The sequence below is a fragment of the Sphingomonas sp. CFBP 8765 genome, assembly GCF_014841445.1.
GTDB classification, from domain to species: domain Bacteria; phylum Pseudomonadota; class Alphaproteobacteria; order Sphingomonadales; family Sphingomonadaceae; genus Sphingomonas; species Sphingomonas aerolata.
Genome location: NZ_JACYTY010000006.1, coordinates 190,935 through 206,658, shown reverse-complemented (window position 1 = coordinate 206,658; position 15,724 = coordinate 190,935). Strand labels below are relative to the sequence as shown.

Here is a 15,724-nt window from a genome sequence, read left to right as displayed (position 1 = left end):
CAGGCGGGGATGACGCGTCCGGTATCACGCACAAAAAAAGGGCCGCGGGAGTTTCCTCCCGCGGCCCTTTTTGCTGCGTCCTGTCTCAGTGGCTGCCCGGGGGCGCCATGTCGATCGGCTCGCCGCCATCGGCCATGCCGCGCCCGAGATAGCTCTTGCGGTAGCCATAGAGGAAATAGATCACGAGGCCGACCGCGCCCCAGATCGGCAGTACCGCCATCGCCTCATAGGGAAGCGAGAAGTACAGCCCGATGCAGCCGACGATCGTCAGCGGCGCGACGATCCAGGCCGCCGGCGTGCGGAACGGACGATGCCGGTTCGGCTCGCGCTTGCGCAGGATCAGCAGCGCGATCGCGACCATCATGAACGCGTAGAGCGTGCCCGCATTGGCGATGTCCGCGAGCTGCCCGACCGGCAGGAACGCGGCGGCGAACGCGACGAACACGCCGGTGATCGCGGTGACGATATGCGGCGTCTTCCACTTGGGATGCACGCGGCTCAGCACTTCGGGCAGCAGGCCGTCGCGGCTCATCACGAAGAAGATGCGCGTCTGGCCGAACATCAGGATCAGGATCACCGACGGCAGCGCGAGACCGGCGGCATAGCCCATCCAGTTGCCGACATTGGCATAGCCGACCTGACGCAGGACATGCGCCAGCGCCTCGTTCGAGCAGACCAGCGCCTGCGCGTTGGCGGGGATCAGGCAGGCGCGGGCGAGCTCGGCCGACCCGGTGGTGAACGGCACGCCGTCGGGGCCGAACAGCGGCTGCCCGCCGATCGTGCCGATCGCGCCCGCTGCGACCAGCATGTAGAACACGGTGCAGATGCCGAGCGAGGCGATCAGCCCGATCGGCACGTTGCGCTGCGGGTCCTTGGTCTCCTCGGCCGCGGTCGAGACCGCGTCGAAGCCGACATAGGCGAAGAAGATCGTCGCCGCCGCGCCGACCACGCCCAGCCCGTTGCTGCCGAGGATGCCGGTGGGGAGGAACGGCTCGAAATTGCTGCCATGCGTCTTGGGCAGCGTCAGCGCGACGAACGCGGTCAGCGCGACGACCTTGATCGTCACCAGCACCGCGTTGACGCGCGCGCTCTCGGTCGTGCCGATCATCAGCAGCCAGGTGATCAGCAGCGAGATGACGACCGCGGGCAGGTTGATGAACCCGCCCGGCATGTACGGCCCGTGCGACAGCCAGGTCGGGAGTGTTATCCCGAACGTCTCGTGCAATATCGAGCCCGCGAAATAGCCGGACCAGCCGACCGACACGGCGCTCGCGGCCACCGCATATTCGAGGATCAGCGCCCATCCGACCGTCCAGGCGAGCAGCTCGCCCATGACCGAATAGGTGTAGGTGTAGGCGGAGCCCGCGACCGGGGCCATCGCCGCGATCTCGGCATAGCAGAGCGCGGCGACGACGCAGACCGCGCCGGCGACGACGAAGCTCAGGATCATGCCCGGCCCGGCCTTCTGCGCGGCGGCGGAGGTCAGCACGAAGATGCCCGTGCCGATCACGCAACCGATGCCGAGCATGGTTAGCTGGAACGCGCCCAGCGATCGGTGGAGCGATTTCTTCTCCGCCGTCGCCAGAATGGCGTCCAGTGACTTAACGCGACCAAAAATCAATTCGGTTCCCCCCGGGGGTTGTGAGGGCCGGTTCACTGGCCCCCTTGCTCAAGCCGGGAAGCCTAATGGCAATTTTATTACGCGCAATCCTTTAGTGGCGGAAAGCCGCGCTATCCGGCCAGCATCGGGCCAAGCGGACGCCCGCCGAAGACATGAACGTGCAGATGCGGCACCTCCTGATGCCCGTGCTGGCCGATGTTCGCGAGCAGGCGATAGCCCGGCTCGACCAGCCCCGCGGCGCGCGCGACCGTCCCGACCGCGCGGATGAACCCGGCGATCTCCGCATCGCCCGCACGCGCGGAGAAATCGTCCCACGAGACATAGGCGCCCTTGGGGATCACCAGCAGATGCGTCGGCGCCTGCGGATTGATGTCGTGGAACGCGATCGCATAGTCGTCGTCATAGACGCGGTTCGACGGAATCTCGCCGCGCAGGATCTTCGCGAAGATGTTCTGGTCGTCATAGGGCTGGGTGGCGTCGATCGGCATGGGGCTTGCTCCTTTTCAGGCATCCTACCAACCTTCGTCATCCCCGCGAAGGCGGGGATCCATATCGTCGGCCGTCAGCGATCCCGCGGCACGGCCAGCCAGTCCCGGTTCCCCGCCTTCGCAGGAATGACGGAGCTGGCGGGTCACCCCGTCCGCGCAGCCTTCTCGACCAACCCACCGACCCCCTCGCGCCGCTCAAGCTCGGCCCGCACATCGTCGAGGCTCAGCCCGGCGTCCGCCAGCAGCACCGCGAGATGGAACATCAGGTCGGCGGCCTCGGGGACGATGCTCGCCTCGTCGCCCGAACAGGCCGCGATCACCGTCTCGACCGCTTCCTCGCCGAGCTTCTGCGCGATCTTCGGGCGGCCACGCGCGAACAGGCTGGCGGTGTAGGAGGTGTCGGCGGGCGAATCGCGGCGCGCGCGGATGGTCGCCTCCAGGCGATCGAAAACGGGGTCTGCCATGCCGCGCGTGCTGACGCAGGCGCGCGGGCGGGTCAATCCTTTGCGCGCGGCGGCCGCTTCAGGAACCGCTTGCGCAGCGCGCGGCGGACCAGCCAGACGCCGATCGCGGCGACCGCGAACAGCGCGATGTCCGACGTTTCGGGGCCGGTGCGCGGATGCACCACGCCGCTATGCCCCGACTGCACCGCGACCAGCGGCAGCGTCGCCATGCCGGTCAGGCCGACCGCAGGGGGGTCCGCACCGGGATCCCCGCAGCCGCCAGCGCGGCATGCGCGTCGCCGATCGACGCCTGGCCGAAGTGGAAGATCGATGCGGCGAGTACCGCGCTCGCATGCCCGTCGCGGATCCCGGCGACCAGATCGTCGAGCCCGCCGACCCCGCCGCTTGCCACGACCGGCACCGCCACGCGGTCGGCGATCGCGCGGATCAGGTCGAGGTCATAGCCGCTGCGCGTCCCGTCGCGGTCCATCGAGGTGACGAGCAGCTCGCCCGCGCCGAGCTCGGCGAGCCTCACCGCATGCGCGATCGCGTCGATCCCGGTCGCGCGCCGGCCGCCATGCGTGAACACTTCCCAACCTTCGCCCGAGCGCCGCGCGTCGACGCTCGCGACGCAGCACTGGCTGCCGAAACGTTCGGCGATATCGGCGACGAGTTCGGGCCGCTCGACCGCGGCGGAATTGACCGCGACCTTGTCCGCGCCCGCCAGCAACAGCGCGCGCGCATCGTCCGCGGTCCGCACGCCGCCGCCGACCGTCAGCGGCATGAAGCACACCGCGGCGGTCCGCCGCACGACGTCGAGGATCGTGCCCCGGCCCTCATGGCTCGCGCCGATATCGAGAAAGCACAATTCGTCCGCCCCGGCGGCATCATAGGCGCGCGCCTGCTCGACCGGATCGCCCGCGTCGCGCAGCTCGACGAAGTTCACGCCCTTCACGACGCGGCCATCGGCGACGTCGAGACACGGGATCACGCGCGCGCGGACGGTCATGCGGCGTCTCGAAGAAGGGGTTCACGCGGAGACGCGGAGACGCGGAGCCGCGGCGAAGCCGCTAAGATTGACTCACGCGAAGGCGCAAAGGCGCGAAGAGAAAGGAGACTTCCTGCTCTGCCTTTCTCCCTCTTCGCGCCTTCGCGCCTTCGCGTGAACCCATATCTGCCTGCGGCGCCAAAAGACTCTCCGCGGCTCCGCGTCTCCGCGTGAACCCTCATGCCGCCTTCGCCACGCTCAACGCCGCCGCAAGATCGAGCCGCCCGTCGTACAACGCACGCCCCGTGATCACGCCCTCGACCCCATCACGAACATGCAAGGCCAGCACGTGGATCTCGGCGATCCCCTTCACCCCGCCGCTTGCGATCACCGGAATGTCGACCGAGCGCGCAAGGTCGACCGTCGCCTCGACGTTGCAGCCCTTCAGCATCCCGTCGCGCCCGACATCGGTGAATAGCAGCGACGCCACGCCCGCATCCTCGAACCGGCGCGCGAGATCGACCGCGCTGGTGGTCGAAACGTCGGCCCAGCCCTTGGTCGCGACCATGCCGTCCTTCGCATCGACCGCGACGACGATGCCGCCGGGGAAATCCTTCGCCACGCCGCGCACGAAGTCGGGATCCTCGAGCGCCGCGGTGCCGATCACGACCCGCGACACGCCCAGATCGAACCAGCCCTCGACATTGGCGCGCGTGCGGATCCCGCCGCCCAGCTGCACATGCCCCGGAAACTGCGAAACGATCGCGCGCACCGCGTCGCCATTGACCGAAGCCCCCGCAAACGCGCCGTCGAGATCGACGACGTGCAGATGCTCGGCGCCTGAGTTTGCGAACAGCATCGCCTGCGCCGCGGGATCATCGCCATAGACGGTCGCGCGGTCCATATCGCCCTCGGCAAGGCGGACGACTTGCCCAGCCTTGAGGTCGATCGCGGGGAAAACGATAAGGCTCACGGCCGCCACTCCAGAAAACGTTCGAGCAAGGCCAGGCCGTAGCGCTGGCTCTTCTCAGGATGAAATTGCACGCCGATCATCGTGTCGCGGCCGATCGCCGCGGTGACGGGGCCGGCATGATCGGTGGTCGCAAGCACGTCGGCGCCTTCGAAGGCGAAGCTGTGCAGGAAATACGCCTCGCCCGGTTCGATCAGCGGATGCGCGGTGGCCGGGACCACGTCGTTCCAGCCCATATGCGGCACCTTCGCGTCCATCGTCCCCGGCTCGAGCCGCCGCACGCGCCCCGGCACCCAGCCGAGCCCGGCATGCGTCCCCATTTCCTCGCCGGCCTCGGCCATCAGCTGCATGCCGACGCAGATGCCGAGGAACGGCGCGCCCTCGTCCCGCACGCGGCGGTTCAGCGCCTCGACCATCCCCGGCACCGCGCGCAACGCCGCCGCGCATGCGCCATACGCGCCGACGCCGGGCAGCACGATCCGGTCCGCTTTCGCGACGACGTCCGCGTCGGCGGTGACGATCAGGTCGCTACAGCCCGCGGTGCGCAGCGCGTTCTCGACCGAATGCAGGTTCCCCGCGCCGTAATCGATCAGCGCGAGCGTCACAGTATCCCCTTGGTCGACGGAATAGCGTCGGCCTTGCGCGGGTCGATCTCGATCGCGGTGCGCAGTGCGCGCGCGACGCCCTTGAACGCGGCCTCGGCGATGTGATGATTGTTGGTGCCGTACAGCGTCTCGACGTGCAGCGTGATGCCCGCGGCCTGCGCGAAGCTGTGGAAGAAATGCTCGAACATCTCGGTGTCCATGCCGCCCAGCCGCGTCTGCGAGAACAGGTCCTTCCAGACGAGCCAGGGCCGCCCGGAGATATCGAGCGCGACCCGCGTGAGAGTCTCGTCCATCGGCGACAGCGCGTCGCCGTAGCGCGCGATGCCGCGCTTGTCGCCGAGCGCCTGTGCAAACGCCTGGCCGATCGCGATGCCGGTGTCCTCGACGGTGTGATGCTCGTCTATATGCAGGTCGCCCTTGGTCCGGACGTGCAGGTCGATCAGCGAATGGCGCGAGAGCTGTTCGAGCATGTGGTCGAAGAAGCCGACGCCGGTCTCGACGTCGTACAGGCCGGTCCCGTCGAGGTTGATGGTGACGTCGATCGCCGTCTCGGCGGTGGAGCGGGAAATCGTGGCGGTGCGCATGCCACCTCCCATAACGTGCGCCACGACGCATGCAATCTTGACCGCCATCCGAATACCGCTACCCAGAGGGAATGAGTGATGGACTGCCCGATAGCCTGATTCCGTACGACGAGATCGTGCAAGAAGCCCTGCGTGCCGTCGTCGGCCGCGTGCTCGGTTCCGTGTCGGAGGCCGGCGGGCTTCCCGGCGAGCATCATTTCTACATCACCTTCAAGACGCAGGCGCCCGGCGTCGACATCCCCAAGCGGCTGATCGAACGTTTCCCGGACGAGATGACGATCGTCATGCAGAACCGCTACTGGGACCTCGTCGTCGACGACGAGCGCTTCTCGATCGGCCTGTCGTTCAACCAGGTCCCGTCGAAGCTGGTCATCCCCTATTCGGCGATCACCGCATTCCAGGATCCCGCGGTCAGCTTCGAACTGCGCTTCCAGGCGCAGGAAGGCGCGGACGAGTCGCTCGGCGAGCATGACCCCGCCGAGAATGACGGCCCGACCGCGGTGCCGATCGAAGACGGCTCGAACGTCGTCGCCGTGGATTTCAAACGGAAGAAGTGAGCTGGAGCGAGGCGAACCGCCGGCCACGCTCGTACCGATAGTCATTCCCGCGAAGGCGGGAACCCATACTGGCTGGTGTCACCTCAGGAGTGCACAACGCGGGGAATATGGATCCCCGCCTGCGCGGGGATGACGCTGATGTTGGGGCAATCGTCTCCAATACCGTCGGTTCGTCTACTCGTCCGCCTCGTCCCTTCCGCCAAACGCGCGGCAAGGTCTATACCGGAACAAGCCCGGCATGACGGCGTAGGTAGGCCATGACCAACACCCGCACAGAAACCGACTCGATCGGCCCGATCGAAGTCCCCGCTCAGGCCTATTGGGGCGCGCAGACCGAGCGATCGGTCGAGAATTTCCCGTTCGGTACCCGCGAACGCATGCCGATCGAGATCGTCCACGCCCTCGCGCTCGTCAAACAGGCCGCTGCCCGCGTGAACCGCGCGCACGGCCTCGACGCCACAATCGCCGACGCGATCGACGCCGCCGCGCAGGAGGTGATCGACGGCACGCTCGACGACCAGTTCCCGCTCGTCATCTGGCAGACCGGCAGCGGCACCCAGTCGAACATGAACGTCAACGAGGTCATCGCCGGCCGCGCCAACGAGGTCCTGACAGGCACGCGCGGCGGCAAGTCGCCGGTCCATCCCAACGACCATGTCAACATGAGCCAGTCGTCGAACGACAGCTTCCCGACCGCGCTCCACATCGCCGCCTCGCTCGCCGTGACGCGCCGGCTCTTTCCCGCGCTCGACCGGCTGCGGACCGCGCTGCAGGCGAAGGCGGATGCGTGGGACGACATCGTCAAGATCGGGCGCACGCACCTGCAGGACGCTACCCCGCTGACGCTCGGGCAGGAATTCGGTGCCTATGCCAATCAGGTCTATCGCTGTGGCCGCCGGATCGAGCCGGGCGTCACCAACGGCACCAACCGGCTCGCGCAGGGCGGCACCGCGGTCGGCACCGGGCTCAACGCGCCCAGGGGGTTCGCCGAGGATTTCTGCAAGGCGGTCTCCGACCTGACCGGCCATCCGTTCATCCCCGCCGAGAACAGCTTCGAGGCGCTCGCCTCGAACGACCCGCTCGTCCATCTGTCGGGCACGCTCAACACGCTCGCGGTCGCGCTGACCAAGATCGCCAACGACATCCGCCTGCTGGGCAGTGGCCCGCGCTGCGGCTTCGGCGAGATCGACCTGCCCGCGAACGAGCCCGGCAGCTCGATCATGCCCGGCAAGGTCAACCCCACCCAGTGCGAGATGCTGACGATGGTCGCAGGCCAGGTGATGGGCAACCATGTCGCGGCCACCATCGGCGGAATGCAGGGCCATCTCGAGCTGAATGTCTTCAAGCCGCTGATCGGCGCGAACGTGCTGCGCTCGATCGACCTGCTCGCGACCGCGATGGAGGGCTTTGCGGAGCGCTGCGTCGACGGCATCGAACCCAATCGCGATCGCATCGCCGACCTGCTCGACCGCTCGCTGATGCTCGTCACCGCGCTCGCGCCCGAGATCGGCTATGACGCGGCCGCGAAGATCGCCAAGCACGCGCATGCCGAGGGGCTGACGCTGAAAGAGGCCGGCCTCGCACTCGGGCTGGTCGATGCGGAAACCTTCGACCGGGTCGTGCGGCCCGAATCGATGCTCGGCCGCTAACGCCTCCCCCGACCCCGTTCGTGCTGAGCGAAGTCGAAGCACCGTCGCTTGCGGCACACCCTTCGACGTCGCTCAGGGCGAACGGACGGGGGAGGGGCGCACCTGCGGGAACCCAAACGCGGTTCGCGCGCTAACCCGCCACACGCGAAGGAGAAATTACGTGGGCGCAACGACCATAGGCGCGCTGATCGGCGCAGGCATCGACTCGCTCAGCGGCGATGACGGCAATGCGGACGGCGCGATCATCGGTGCGGTCACCGCCAACGTGCTCAAGATCGTCGTGCCGCTGGCCGTGACCTACGCGATCGGCTGGGCGGTGCTGCGCGGTGCAGCGGAACTCAAGGACCAGGTTTTCGGAGAGGTTAAGTCATGATCGGACGTATCATCAGTGCATTGGTTGGCCGCGAAATGGGCCGTCGTGACGGGTCGGGCGGCGCATCGGGCGCGGTCAAGGGCGTCGTCGCGATGAGCGTGCTGCGTCGCATGGGGCCGCTCGGCATGATCCTCGGCGGCGGCTATGCTGCCAAGAAGGCGTATGACCGTAACCGGGCACGCAAGTCGGGCTACTGATCCGCCGCCAGAATGACACGCGCGGGCTGTGCATGGGTTGACGCCCATGCGCAGTCCGCGGCAAGGGCGCGCATGCCCCACACACTTCCGTCCGACCCGCATGGTTTCCGTCGCCGCGGCGTCCTGTTCGTCCTGTCCTCGCCATCGGGCGCCGGCAAGTCGACGATCGCGCGCCGATTGCTCGCTGACGAGCATGAGCTGGAGATGTCGGTCTCGGTGACGACCCGTGCGATGCGACCGGGCGAAGTCGACGGCAAGGACTATCATTTCACCGATCTCGAGGGCTTTCGCGACATGGTCGCGAAGGACGAGTTCCTCGAGTGGGCGCATGTCTTCAACCATCGCTACGGCACCCCGCGCGCGCAGGTCGAGGAGATGCTGGCGGCCGGCAAGGACGTGCTGTTCGACATCGACTGGCAGGGCGCGCAGCAGCTGTTCCAGATCGCCGGCGGCGACGTCGTCCGCGTCTTCATCTTCCCGCCGTCGATGGAGGAACTCCACCGCCGCCTCACCAGCCGCGGCACCGACTCGACCGAAGTGATCGACGCGCGCATGTCGCGCGCCGCGAACGAGGTCAGCCACTGGGACGGCTATGATTACGTCCTGGTCAATGACGACGTCGACAGCTGCATCCGCGGCGTGAAGACGATCCTCGCCGCCGAACGCCTCAAGCGCTCGCGCCAGACCGGCCTGATCGGCTTCATCCGCCGCCTGACGCGCTGACCCCCCGTCATCCTGGATCCGGTCCAGGGTGACGAAAGCCTACAGCATCCCCAGAAACGCGACGCCACGCGCGAATTCCTGGCGCTTAAGCTCGCGCAGCTGCGCCGCCTGCCAGTCCTCGCCCCACATCTCGATCGACCAGTCCTCGTCGATCCCCGCCGCCGCCCACGCCGCATCGCCGTCGATCTCTCCCTCGACCAGCGCCAGCCCGATCACCAGCGACCCCGTCAGCGTGACGACCGGCGACAGCCCGGCAAGGTGGAAATCGTCATACGCCGCGACCGCCTCGCGCAGCCGCGCGATCGTCGCGGGGGCCTGCGCGACGTGCATCACCCCCGCCGTCACCGCGAACGTCACGTCGTACCGCGCGCGCGCCCAGTCGAGCAGCGGGTCCCAGCGTGCCGCCTGCCGCTCGACCAGCGGCGGCGGCCCGTCCGCGCGGTAGCAGAGCAGGTCGCTCTCGCCATAGGCCGCCAGCCGTGCGGCGAACTGCGCCGGGTCGTTCGCGATCGGATCGGTCGCGGCATTGGCAAGGCCCGTCAGCGGCATCGTCCGCGGATCGATCGTCTCGCCGACGCTGCGCCATTCCTCCGCCACCGCCTGCGCCAGCGCATCGGTCGGCAGCGCGAGCGGCCGTCGCCCGGGGGTGCGGACCGGCTTGCCGTCGAGCGTCACCACGCGATCCGCATCGATCGCGACGTCTGTCCAGAATCTCTTCATGCGTCCTGTCCGGTCATTCGGTGGGCGTGCGCCAGCGCTGCGCCAGGCTGCGCGGCACGATCGCGATCATCGCCATCGCCGACAGCACGATCGCGGTGCCGAGGATCTTCGGCCCCCAGCTATAGGCGCGCGCGATCAGCACGAGCCCGAGCACCGCGCCCGCCACGCCCGCAAGCCGCACGCCGACCAGCACGAACCAGCGCCGCTGCGCCAGGCGATCGGCCTCCGTCACGACGCGGTCACCAGATGACGCAGCGCCGGTACCGTCTCGGCGACGACGTCCGCGCCGGCCTCCGCCAGCTCGTCGACCGCGTGATAGCCCCAGGTGACGCCGACCGCGCGCGCGCCCGCCGCGCGTGCCATCGCCATGTCATAGCTCGTATCGCCGATCATCGCGGTCGTCGCCGGGGTCGCGCCCGCCTCCTTGATCGCCGCGAACAGCATCGCCGGGTCGGGTTTGGAGGGATGCCGGTCCGCGGTCTGCAGCGTCACGAACCGGTCGGCGATGCCGTGCGCGGTGAGGACATGCGCAAGCCCGCGGTCCGACTTGCCCGTCGCGACGCCCAGCATCCAGCCATCGTCGGCGAGCGTCGCCAGCACGTCGGCAATCCCCTCGAACAGCGGCTCCTCGATCAGCTCGCCGCTCGTCCGCATCGCATGGAACGCGGCCTTGTAGTCCGTCGCGAGCGTGCGGTGCAGCGCCTCGTCGCCCTGCGGCACTAGGATCTGCATCGCCTCGACCAGGCTGAGCCCGACGATCCGCCGAATCGCGGCGCGCGGCGGCGGGACGAGCCCGGCCGTCTCGAACGCCCGCTCGCACGCGACGCAGATATTCGCCTGACTGTCGACGAGCGTCCCGTCACAATCGAACACGGCGAGGCGGATCATGAGATTTTCCAGCGCATCCCCGTCTCGTAGATCAGCCGGGCGAACGAGGGAACGCCAAACCGGAACGCGCATCGTCATGTTCCCCCGCAAAGGCGGGGGACTCGGGCCCAAGCAGAGCTGTCGATCATGCCCCCTGGATCCCCGCCCCCGCGGGGGAATGGGCAGGGGGGCACCCCCACCACCACCACCCCGGCGAAGGCCGGGGTCCAGTTGGGGGACGGTGCTGACGAAGCGCAGCACCCGGTTACTGCAACCTCCCCAACTGGACCCCGGCCTTCGCCGGGGTGGTGTTAGGTATGGCGCGAGGTTAGTTCGCTAGATGACCGCGACCCCCGCCTCCGCGGGGGAACGGGCAGGCGGGCACCCCCACCACCACCACCCCGGCGAAGGCCGGGGTCCAGTTGGAGAACGGTGCTAACGGCGCGCAGCCCCCGGTTACTGCAACCTCTCCAACGGGACCCCGGCCTTCGCCGGGGTGGTAGTGGATATGGGCGAGGCCGACCCGCTAGATCACCGCGACCCCGGCCCGCTCCTAGGCCCGCTCGGCTTCCCCCCCGGACGCCCCCGGCCACCAGGCTTTGCACCCTCGACCCGCGGCCCACTCCTGGGCGCGCCGAACTTCGACCCCGCGCCCGTCCGCGAACCGCCCGTCTTCGGCCCCGCAGGCTTGCCCCCCGCGGTCTTCTCCTCGACCACCCCGCGCCCGCGCCGTTCGCCGCGACGCTCCTTGCGCACCGACTTCGCATGCGCCCTGGCGCGCGACTTGATCTCCTCGCGCGACGGCGCGGTCTTCTCGTCGAGCACCAGTGCATCGCCGAGCGACTCCTCGAAGCCCAGCTGCTTCAGGCTTTCCGCGAAATGCGTCGGCAGGTCGGCGGTCACGTCGATCGAGCCGCCATCGGGATGGTCCACCTTGATGCGCCGCGCATGGAGATGCATCTTGCGCGAGATGCCGCCGGTCAGGAACGCCGCCGCGCCGCCATATTTGCCGTCGCCGACGATCGGGTGGCCGATCGCCGCCATGTGGACGCGCAGCTGGTGCGTGCGGCCGGTAAAGGGCTGCAGCTCGACCCAGGCGGCGCGGTTGCCCGCGCGCTCGATCACGCGGTACCGGGTCCGCGCGGGCGCGCCCTCGGCCTCGTCGACATGCATCTTCTCGCCGCCGGTGCCCGGCTGCTTGCCGATCGGCAGCTCGATCATGCCGTCCTCGATCGACGGCACGTCGACTACCAGCGCCCAATACACCTTCCGCGCAGTGCGCCCCGAAAACGCCTTGGCGAAGAATGCCGCGGCCCGCGACGTCCGCGCCACCAGCAGCGCGCCCGACGTATCCTTGTCGAGCCGGTGGACCAGCTTCGGCCGGCCCTCATTGTCATATTGGAGCGCATCGAGCAGCCCGTCGACATGCTGCGTCGTCTTGGTGCCGCCCTGCGTCGCCAGGCCCGGCGGCTTGTTCAGCACGAAGGCCTGGAAATCCTTGTGGATGACCATCGCCTGCGCGGCTTCGGTCTCCTCGTCCGACAGGATCACGCGCTCGCGCACGCGCCGCGGCGCGTCGACGTCGGCGGTGGCCTTGTCGGCTTCGGGCGGCGGCACGCGCAGCATCTGGCCCGCCGCGATCCGGTCGCCCGGCGTCGCGCGCGCGCCGTCGACGCGCAGCTGGCCGGTCCGCGCCCACATCGCCACCGTCGTGAAGCTCGTTTCGGGCAGGTGCCGCTTGAACCACCGGTCCAGCCGGATGCCGTCATCGTCGAACCCGACGTTGAACTCGCGGAAATTCGTATCGCTATCGTGTTTGCCCGCAGTCATGCGACGGCCCTTACTGCGGAGAGACCCGCGAACAACGCGGCGATCGAACCGATCACCGACACCAGAACATAGCCGAGCGCGAGGCCCGGCGCGCCACGCTCGATCATCGTGACGACGTCGAGCGAGAAGGAGGAAAAGGTCGTGAACCCGCCGAGCACGCCGACGCCGAGCAGCAGTCGCCAGCCCTCGGGCGCCGAATGGCGCGCGAGCACGCCGACGAGCACGCCCATCAGCAGCCCGCCGACAAGGTTCACCGCCAGCGTGCCGAACGGATAGCCGGCACCGAGCAGCGCGGTCATCGCGCGCCCGGTCAGATAGCGCGCGCCGGATCCGACCGCGCCACCGACCATGACATAGAGAAGGGGAGACATGCCCGCGCCCTAGCGCGAATCGCGGAAAACGGAAAGCCGCGCTTGACGGGCATGCGCGGCGCTCGCCCTTGGACACGGCGGCGTCGCTCAGTGCCCGGCGTTGGAGACCAGATCGACGTCGCTGACGCCCCCCACGCGCGGCGTGACATACACCCTATAGGCATCGCCGCCGCGCATACCGCCGAGCACGTGCCGGCGGCCATCGCTGCGGTGGTCGGCCGAATAGCCCGTGTCGGCGGTGCGGGTATAATAGAAGTCGAGCAGCCGCTGCGGCGTCGCCCGACTCGAAAAATGCACGACGCGCAGCCGGCAGCCGGCCTGGTCGGAACCTGCCGCCTCCGACAGCTGTGCATCGGGATAGAGCGGCAGGTCGGCGGGCAGGCGATTCGCCCAAAGCGCGGAATAGCCGATCGTCCGCGCGCACGCCGCTGCGTTCGGAAACGTCTGCCGCTCGGCCAGCGCGCCCAGCGTCAGCGCCGCGTCGGCCTGGCGGCAGGCGGGACAGTCACCGGCAGCAGCGGGCGCGCGTTTCAGCGTGCGCGGATCGACCGTATCGGCGCGGCGGCCCGCTTCCTCGGGTGGCATCGCCCCGCCCATCGGTTCGGGCGGCGGGCGGATCGCGTCGTCGTTCGACGACTGGGTCAGCGTTGGGTCGACCATGATCTGACCCGCGAGCGCGGCGTTCAGCGCCGGGTCGCCCGCATTGCCGTTGCTGAGGGCCGCTTCGAGGGTCGTCGGGTCCTGCTGATCGACCGCGGGCTCGCCGCACGCGATCAGCGCGAGCGGCAGGGCAAACGCTAGGGCGGGCAGGCGGATCGTGCGGGCGGAACGGGTCATCACCCGCCATCAATGCCGGAGCGCGAGTGAAGAAAGCGTTGTCGCGGTACGCTTGGTCGGCCGGCCCGCGATCTTGCCTGCGACCCGTCGAGACGCCATGTTTGGGTCATGCTCAACCTCGTCTCGATCCTCATCGGCCTCGTCACCCTTGCGCTGGGTCTCGTTGCCTTCTTCCCGCTGCTCGGCTGGATGAACTGGCTGGTCATCCCGATCGGCATCGTCGGCGCTGCGGTGGGTGCGCTGTCGTCGAGCAATGCCGGGCGTAATCTGAACATCGTGCTGATCATCATCTTCACGCTGCGGCTGATGCTCGGTGGCGGAATCATCTGATCTCAGGAGTCTTGGGGTCAGCGGCAGCGGATCCGGCCGCGATCGACCGACCGGCCGGGCAGCGCGCCGCCGCGCGTATCGACCAGCGTGCCGATCAGCCGTGACTCACCGCGTGCGATAATATTGCCAAGGACGCCGCCGGCAAGCCCGCCGGTGATCAGCCCGGTCGTCCCGTCCTCGCGGCGGCAGTAATAGCGGCCATCGGCGCCGCGATACAGGCGATCCGCCCGGCTCAGCCGGCGCACCGCATAATAGCGGCCATCGCGAAAATACCGGTCCGCGAAATAGCCGCGCTGCCCCGGTTCGGGGCGATCATGATCATAGGCGCGGTATCGCTGCCAGTCGCCGGCGTCGCGTCGTGCGCCGCCGGCGATCGTCTGTGCACCGGCCGCGGCGGCACCAGCGACCCCCGCCTCTAACCCCGCACCGAGCAGGACGAGGGCGACGGTCGCGGCGATCCGCATGCCGGCGCGTCGATCAGGCAAGCGTGTGGTCGAGCGTGATGTCGGCGTTCAAGACCTTCGACACCGGGCAGTTCGCCTTGGCATCCGCCGCGATCGTCGCGAACTCGTCGGCCGAGATGCCCTCGACCTTCGCGTTCAGCGTCAGCGCCGACTTGGTGATCTTGAACCCGTCGCCATCCTTGTCGAGCGTCACCTTCGCGCTCGTCTCGAGCGTACCCGCCTCATAGCCCTTGGCCGCGAGCGCAAAGCTCAGCGCCATGGTGAAGCAGCTCGCATGCGCGGCGGCGATCAGTTCTTCGGGGTTGGTGCCGGGCTCGTTCTCGAACCGCGTGTTGAAGCCGTAAGGCGAGTCGGACAGGACGCCCGACTGCGTCGAGACATGGCCCTTGCCGCTCTTGCCAAGGCCTTCATAGCTGGCCGAACCGCTGCGTGTCGTCATTTTCGGATCCTTCGAAACATGAAAAAGGGCGCCGCGGTTTCCCGCGACGCCCCCCTTCAACGCATCAGTCCGCAATGCGGTGCGTGGTTTAGCGGCAACGACGATTATTGTTGCTCGTGCCCTTGTCGATCGCGCGACCGGCCAGGCCACCCAGGACCGCGCCGCCGAGCGTGCCGACCGTGCGGTCGCCGCGCGTGTCGACCGTGCGGCCGAGGAGCGCGCCGCCGACGCCGCCGATGATCGTGCCGGTCGTGCCATTGCTCTTCTTGCAATAGGTCCGGCCGTCGCGACCGCGCCATTCGCGCTTGCCGCGCTGCGCATCCGCAGCCGAGATCGGCACCGCGAGCGTCGGCAGGACGAGGGCGGTCGCGCTGAGTGCCATGATCAACTTACGCATAAAATCTACTCCCGTTTGTAATGATCTGTGTCCGTAACGGCCGGCGTTTACCCCCGGTTGCATGAACCCAAAACAACGTCGCGTTCATCTTCGCTCCGGGCATCCTGGGCCGTGCAGGGCACGCAATCTGTCCCCGTTATCCACAGCAAGTTATCCACAGGCTGTGCACAAAAGGATAAGAACCGGCAAAATTGTGCCTCGCACACGGGCTGTCCGGGCACTTTTCCCCGTTATCCACAAAGAATTATCCCCGCCTGTGGATAAGTTCGTC

23 protein-coding genes are annotated in these 15,724 nt (G+C 68.3%); 6 read left to right on the top strand and 17 right to left on the bottom strand.

The genetic code is table 11. The features are described from left to right. Positions 1 to 85: 85 nt before the first annotated feature. From IFT87_RS16035 to hisB, 8 genes are all read right to left on the bottom strand, one after another. Complete coding sequence (locus tag IFT87_RS16035; protein WP_037530632.1) at positions 86 to 1,621, bottom strand: amino acid permease; 1,536 nt, start codon at positions 1,619 to 1,621, stop codon at positions 86 to 88. Between the two features lie 110 nt (positions 1,622 to 1,731). Continuing rightward, entirely contained in the window at positions 1,732 to 2,109 is a 378-nt protein-coding gene (locus IFT87_RS16030; RefSeq protein WP_192191226.1) for a histidine triad nucleotide-binding protein, read from the bottom strand. 143 nt (positions 2,110 to 2,252) lie between these two features. Further along, the gene (locus IFT87_RS16025; protein ID WP_031394257.1) at positions 2,253 to 2,573 is read right to left on the bottom strand and encodes a phosphoribosyl-ATP diphosphatase; all 321 of its coding nucleotides are present in this window, start codon (positions 2,571 to 2,573) and stop codon (positions 2,253 to 2,255) included. A gap of 32 nt (positions 2,574 to 2,605) precedes the next feature. Continuing rightward, positions 2,606 to 2,782, bottom strand: a complete 177-nt coding sequence (locus IFT87_RS16020) for a hypothetical protein (protein ID WP_183936834.1) — start codon at positions 2,780 to 2,782, stop codon at positions 2,606 to 2,608. A 5-nt stretch (positions 2,783 to 2,787) separates the two neighbouring features. Beyond that, positions 2,788 to 3,561, bottom strand: a complete 774-nt coding sequence (gene hisF / locus IFT87_RS16015; RefSeq protein WP_056408835.1) for an imidazole glycerol phosphate synthase subunit HisF — start codon at positions 3,559 to 3,561, stop codon at positions 2,788 to 2,790. A gap of 217 nt (positions 3,562 to 3,778) precedes the next feature. After that, on the bottom strand, positions 3,779 to 4,513 hold the full coding sequence (gene hisA, locus IFT87_RS16010; RefSeq protein WP_037530650.1) for a 1-(5-phosphoribosyl)-5-[(5-phosphoribosylamino)methylideneamino]imidazole-4-carboxamide isomerase: 735 nt from the start codon (positions 4,511 to 4,513) through the stop codon (positions 3,779 to 3,781). After that, positions 4,510 to 5,115 (bottom strand): imidazole glycerol phosphate synthase subunit HisH, encoded by a 606-nt coding sequence (gene hisH, locus IFT87_RS16005; protein WP_037530635.1) that lies wholly within the window; start codon positions 5,113 to 5,115, stop codon positions 4,510 to 4,512. Before hisH ends, hisA begins: the two co-directional genes overlap by 4 nt. Beyond that, entirely contained in the window at positions 5,112 to 5,699 is a 588-nt protein-coding gene (gene hisB, locus IFT87_RS16000; protein WP_037530638.1) for an imidazoleglycerol-phosphate dehydratase HisB, read from the bottom strand. The genes hisH and hisB overlap by 4 nt, the downstream gene beginning before the upstream one ends. Before the next feature lie 71 nt (positions 5,700 to 5,770). On the opposite strand from hisB, the gene IFT87_RS15995 reads away from it, so the two are divergent. The 5 genes from IFT87_RS15995 (at position 5,771) to gmk (ending at position 9,198) form a co-directional block, all read left to right on the top strand. After that, positions 5,771 to 6,256 (top strand): SspB family protein, encoded by a 486-nt coding sequence (locus IFT87_RS15995; RefSeq protein ID WP_031394376.1) that lies wholly within the window; start codon positions 5,771 to 5,773, stop codon positions 6,254 to 6,256. A gap of 257 nt (positions 6,257 to 6,513) precedes the next feature. Next, positions 6,514 to 7,905, top strand: coding sequence for a class II fumarate hydratase (gene fumC / locus IFT87_RS15990; protein ID WP_037530641.1), 1,392 nt, complete (start codon positions 6,514 to 6,516; stop codon positions 7,903 to 7,905). 160 nt (positions 7,906 to 8,065) lie between these two features. Further along, positions 8,066 to 8,278 carry a hypothetical protein gene (locus IFT87_RS15985; protein WP_037530644.1) on the top strand — a complete coding sequence of 71 codons (213 nt, stop codon included), beginning with the start codon at positions 8,066 to 8,068 and terminating at the stop codon, positions 8,276 to 8,278. Next, a complete protein-coding gene (locus tag IFT87_RS15980; protein ID WP_031394373.1) occupies positions 8,275 to 8,475 on the top strand; it encodes a hypothetical protein in 201 nt (66 codons plus the stop codon). Before IFT87_RS15985 ends, IFT87_RS15980 begins: the two co-directional genes overlap by 4 nt. Before the next feature lie 72 nt (positions 8,476 to 8,547). Continuing rightward, entirely contained in the window at positions 8,548 to 9,198 is a 651-nt protein-coding gene (gmk, locus tag IFT87_RS15975; RefSeq protein ID WP_031394372.1) for a guanylate kinase, read from the top strand. Positions 9,199 to 9,237: 39 nt separating this feature from the next. Here the strand turns inward: gmk and IFT87_RS15970 are convergent, their stop codons facing one another. The 6 genes from IFT87_RS15970 to IFT87_RS15945 all read right to left on the bottom strand — a co-directional run bounded on the left by IFT87_RS15970 (position 9,238) and on the right by IFT87_RS15945 (position 13,823). Beyond that, positions 9,238 to 9,918 carry an ATP12 family chaperone protein gene (locus IFT87_RS15970; protein ID WP_192191225.1) on the bottom strand — a complete coding sequence of 227 codons (681 nt, stop codon included), beginning with the start codon at positions 9,916 to 9,918 and terminating at the stop codon, positions 9,238 to 9,240. 13 nt (positions 9,919 to 9,931) lie between these two features. Next, positions 9,932 to 10,150 (bottom strand): hypothetical protein, encoded by a 219-nt coding sequence (locus IFT87_RS15965; protein WP_037532554.1) that lies wholly within the window; start codon positions 10,148 to 10,150, stop codon positions 9,932 to 9,934. Continuing rightward, a complete protein-coding gene (locus IFT87_RS15960) occupies positions 10,147 to 10,806 on the bottom strand; it encodes an HAD-IA family hydrolase (protein ID WP_037532557.1) in 660 nt (219 codons plus the stop codon). The genes IFT87_RS15965 and IFT87_RS15960 overlap by 4 nt, the downstream gene beginning before the upstream one ends. Positions 10,807 to 11,316: 510 nt before the next feature. Continuing rightward, a complete protein-coding gene (locus IFT87_RS15955) occupies positions 11,317 to 12,615 on the bottom strand; it encodes an RluA family pseudouridine synthase (RefSeq protein ID WP_166747127.1) in 1,299 nt (432 codons plus the stop codon). Continuing rightward, positions 12,612 to 12,986 (bottom strand): fluoride efflux transporter CrcB, encoded by a 375-nt coding sequence (gene crcB, locus IFT87_RS15950; RefSeq protein WP_031441014.1) that lies wholly within the window; start codon positions 12,984 to 12,986, stop codon positions 12,612 to 12,614. Before crcB ends, IFT87_RS15955 begins: the two co-directional genes overlap by 4 nt. Positions 12,987 to 13,073: 87 nt before the next feature. After that, complete coding sequence (locus IFT87_RS15945; RefSeq protein ID WP_192191224.1) at positions 13,074 to 13,823, bottom strand: hypothetical protein; 750 nt, start codon at positions 13,821 to 13,823, stop codon at positions 13,074 to 13,076. Between the two features lie 108 nt (positions 13,824 to 13,931). Between IFT87_RS15945 and IFT87_RS15940 the strand changes: the two genes are divergently transcribed. After that, positions 13,932 to 14,153 (top strand): hypothetical protein, encoded by a 222-nt coding sequence (locus tag IFT87_RS15940; RefSeq protein ID WP_031395999.1) that lies wholly within the window; start codon positions 13,932 to 13,934, stop codon positions 14,151 to 14,153. A 17-nt stretch (positions 14,154 to 14,170) separates the two neighbouring features. Here IFT87_RS15940 and IFT87_RS15935 read toward each other — a convergent pair whose 3' ends face one another. From IFT87_RS15935 to IFT87_RS15925, 3 genes are all read right to left on the bottom strand, one after another. Continuing rightward, complete coding sequence (locus IFT87_RS15935) at positions 14,171 to 14,638, bottom strand: hypothetical protein (RefSeq protein WP_192191223.1); 468 nt, start codon at positions 14,636 to 14,638, stop codon at positions 14,171 to 14,173. Further along, positions 14,631 to 15,056 carry an OsmC family protein gene (locus tag IFT87_RS15930; protein WP_031395930.1) on the bottom strand — a complete coding sequence of 142 codons (426 nt, stop codon included), beginning with the start codon at positions 15,054 to 15,056 and terminating at the stop codon, positions 14,631 to 14,633. The genes IFT87_RS15935 and IFT87_RS15930 overlap by 8 nt, the downstream gene beginning before the upstream one ends. 88 nt (positions 15,057 to 15,144) lie before the next feature. Then, positions 15,145 to 15,453, bottom strand: a complete 309-nt coding sequence (locus tag IFT87_RS15925) for a glycine zipper 2TM domain-containing protein (RefSeq protein ID WP_037532560.1) — start codon at positions 15,451 to 15,453, stop codon at positions 15,145 to 15,147. Between the last annotated feature and the right edge of the window lie 271 nt (positions 15,454 to 15,724).

Bases quoted from the DNA above. Each gene is read 5' to 3' on its own strand.
- hisF (WP_056408835.1), bottom strand. From the start codon at position 3,561: ATGACCGTCCGCGCGCGCGTGATCCCGTGTCTCGACGTCGCCGATGGC.
- IFT87_RS15960 (WP_037532557.1), bottom strand. From the start codon at position 10,806: ATGATCCGCCTCGCCGTGTTCGATTGTGACGGGACGCTCGTCGACAGT.
- IFT87_RS15970 (WP_192191225.1), bottom strand. From the start codon at position 9,918: ATGAAGAGATTCTGGACAGACGTCGCGATCGATGCGGATCGCGTGGTG.
- IFT87_RS16030 (WP_192191226.1), bottom strand. From the start codon at position 2,109: ATGCCGATCGACGCCACCCAGCCCTATGACGACCAGAACATCTTCGCG.
- IFT87_RS15925 (WP_037532560.1), bottom strand. From the start codon at position 15,453: ATGCGTAAGTTGATCATGGCACTCAGCGCGACCGCCCTCGTCCTGCCG.
- crcB (WP_031441014.1), bottom strand. From the start codon at position 12,986: ATGTCTCCCCTTCTCTATGTCATGGTCGGTGGCGCGGTCGGATCCGGC.
- gmk (WP_031394372.1), top strand. From the start codon at position 8,548: ATGCCCCACACACTTCCGTCCGACCCGCATGGTTTCCGTCGCCGCGGC.
- IFT87_RS15940 (WP_031395999.1), top strand. From the start codon at position 13,932: ATGCTCAACCTCGTCTCGATCCTCATCGGCCTCGTCACCCTTGCGCTG.
- IFT87_RS15930 (WP_031395930.1), bottom strand. From the start codon at position 15,056: ATGACGACACGCAGCGGTTCGGCCAGCTATGAAGGCCTTGGCAAGAGC.
- IFT87_RS15995 (WP_031394376.1), top strand. From the start codon at position 5,771: ATGAGTGATGGACTGCCCGATAGCCTGATTCCGTACGACGAGATCGTG.
- IFT87_RS16020 (WP_183936834.1), bottom strand. From the start codon at position 2,782: ATGGCGACGCTGCCGCTGGTCGCGGTGCAGTCGGGGCATAGCGGCGTG.
- fumC (WP_037530641.1), top strand. From the start codon at position 6,514: ATGACCAACACCCGCACAGAAACCGACTCGATCGGCCCGATCGAAGTC.
- IFT87_RS16025 (WP_031394257.1), bottom strand. From the start codon at position 2,573: ATGGCAGACCCCGTTTTCGATCGCCTGGAGGCGACCATCCGCGCGCGC.
- IFT87_RS15980 (WP_031394373.1), top strand. From the start codon at position 8,275: ATGATCGGACGTATCATCAGTGCATTGGTTGGCCGCGAAATGGGCCGT.
- IFT87_RS15945 (WP_192191224.1), bottom strand. From the start codon at position 13,823: ATGACCCGTTCCGCCCGCACGATCCGCCTGCCCGCCCTAGCGTTTGCC.
- hisB (WP_037530638.1), bottom strand. From the start codon at position 5,699: ATGCGCACCGCCACGATTTCCCGCTCCACCGCCGAGACGGCGATCGAC.
- IFT87_RS15955 (WP_166747127.1), bottom strand. From the start codon at position 12,615: ATGACTGCGGGCAAACACGATAGCGATACGAATTTCCGCGAGTTCAAC.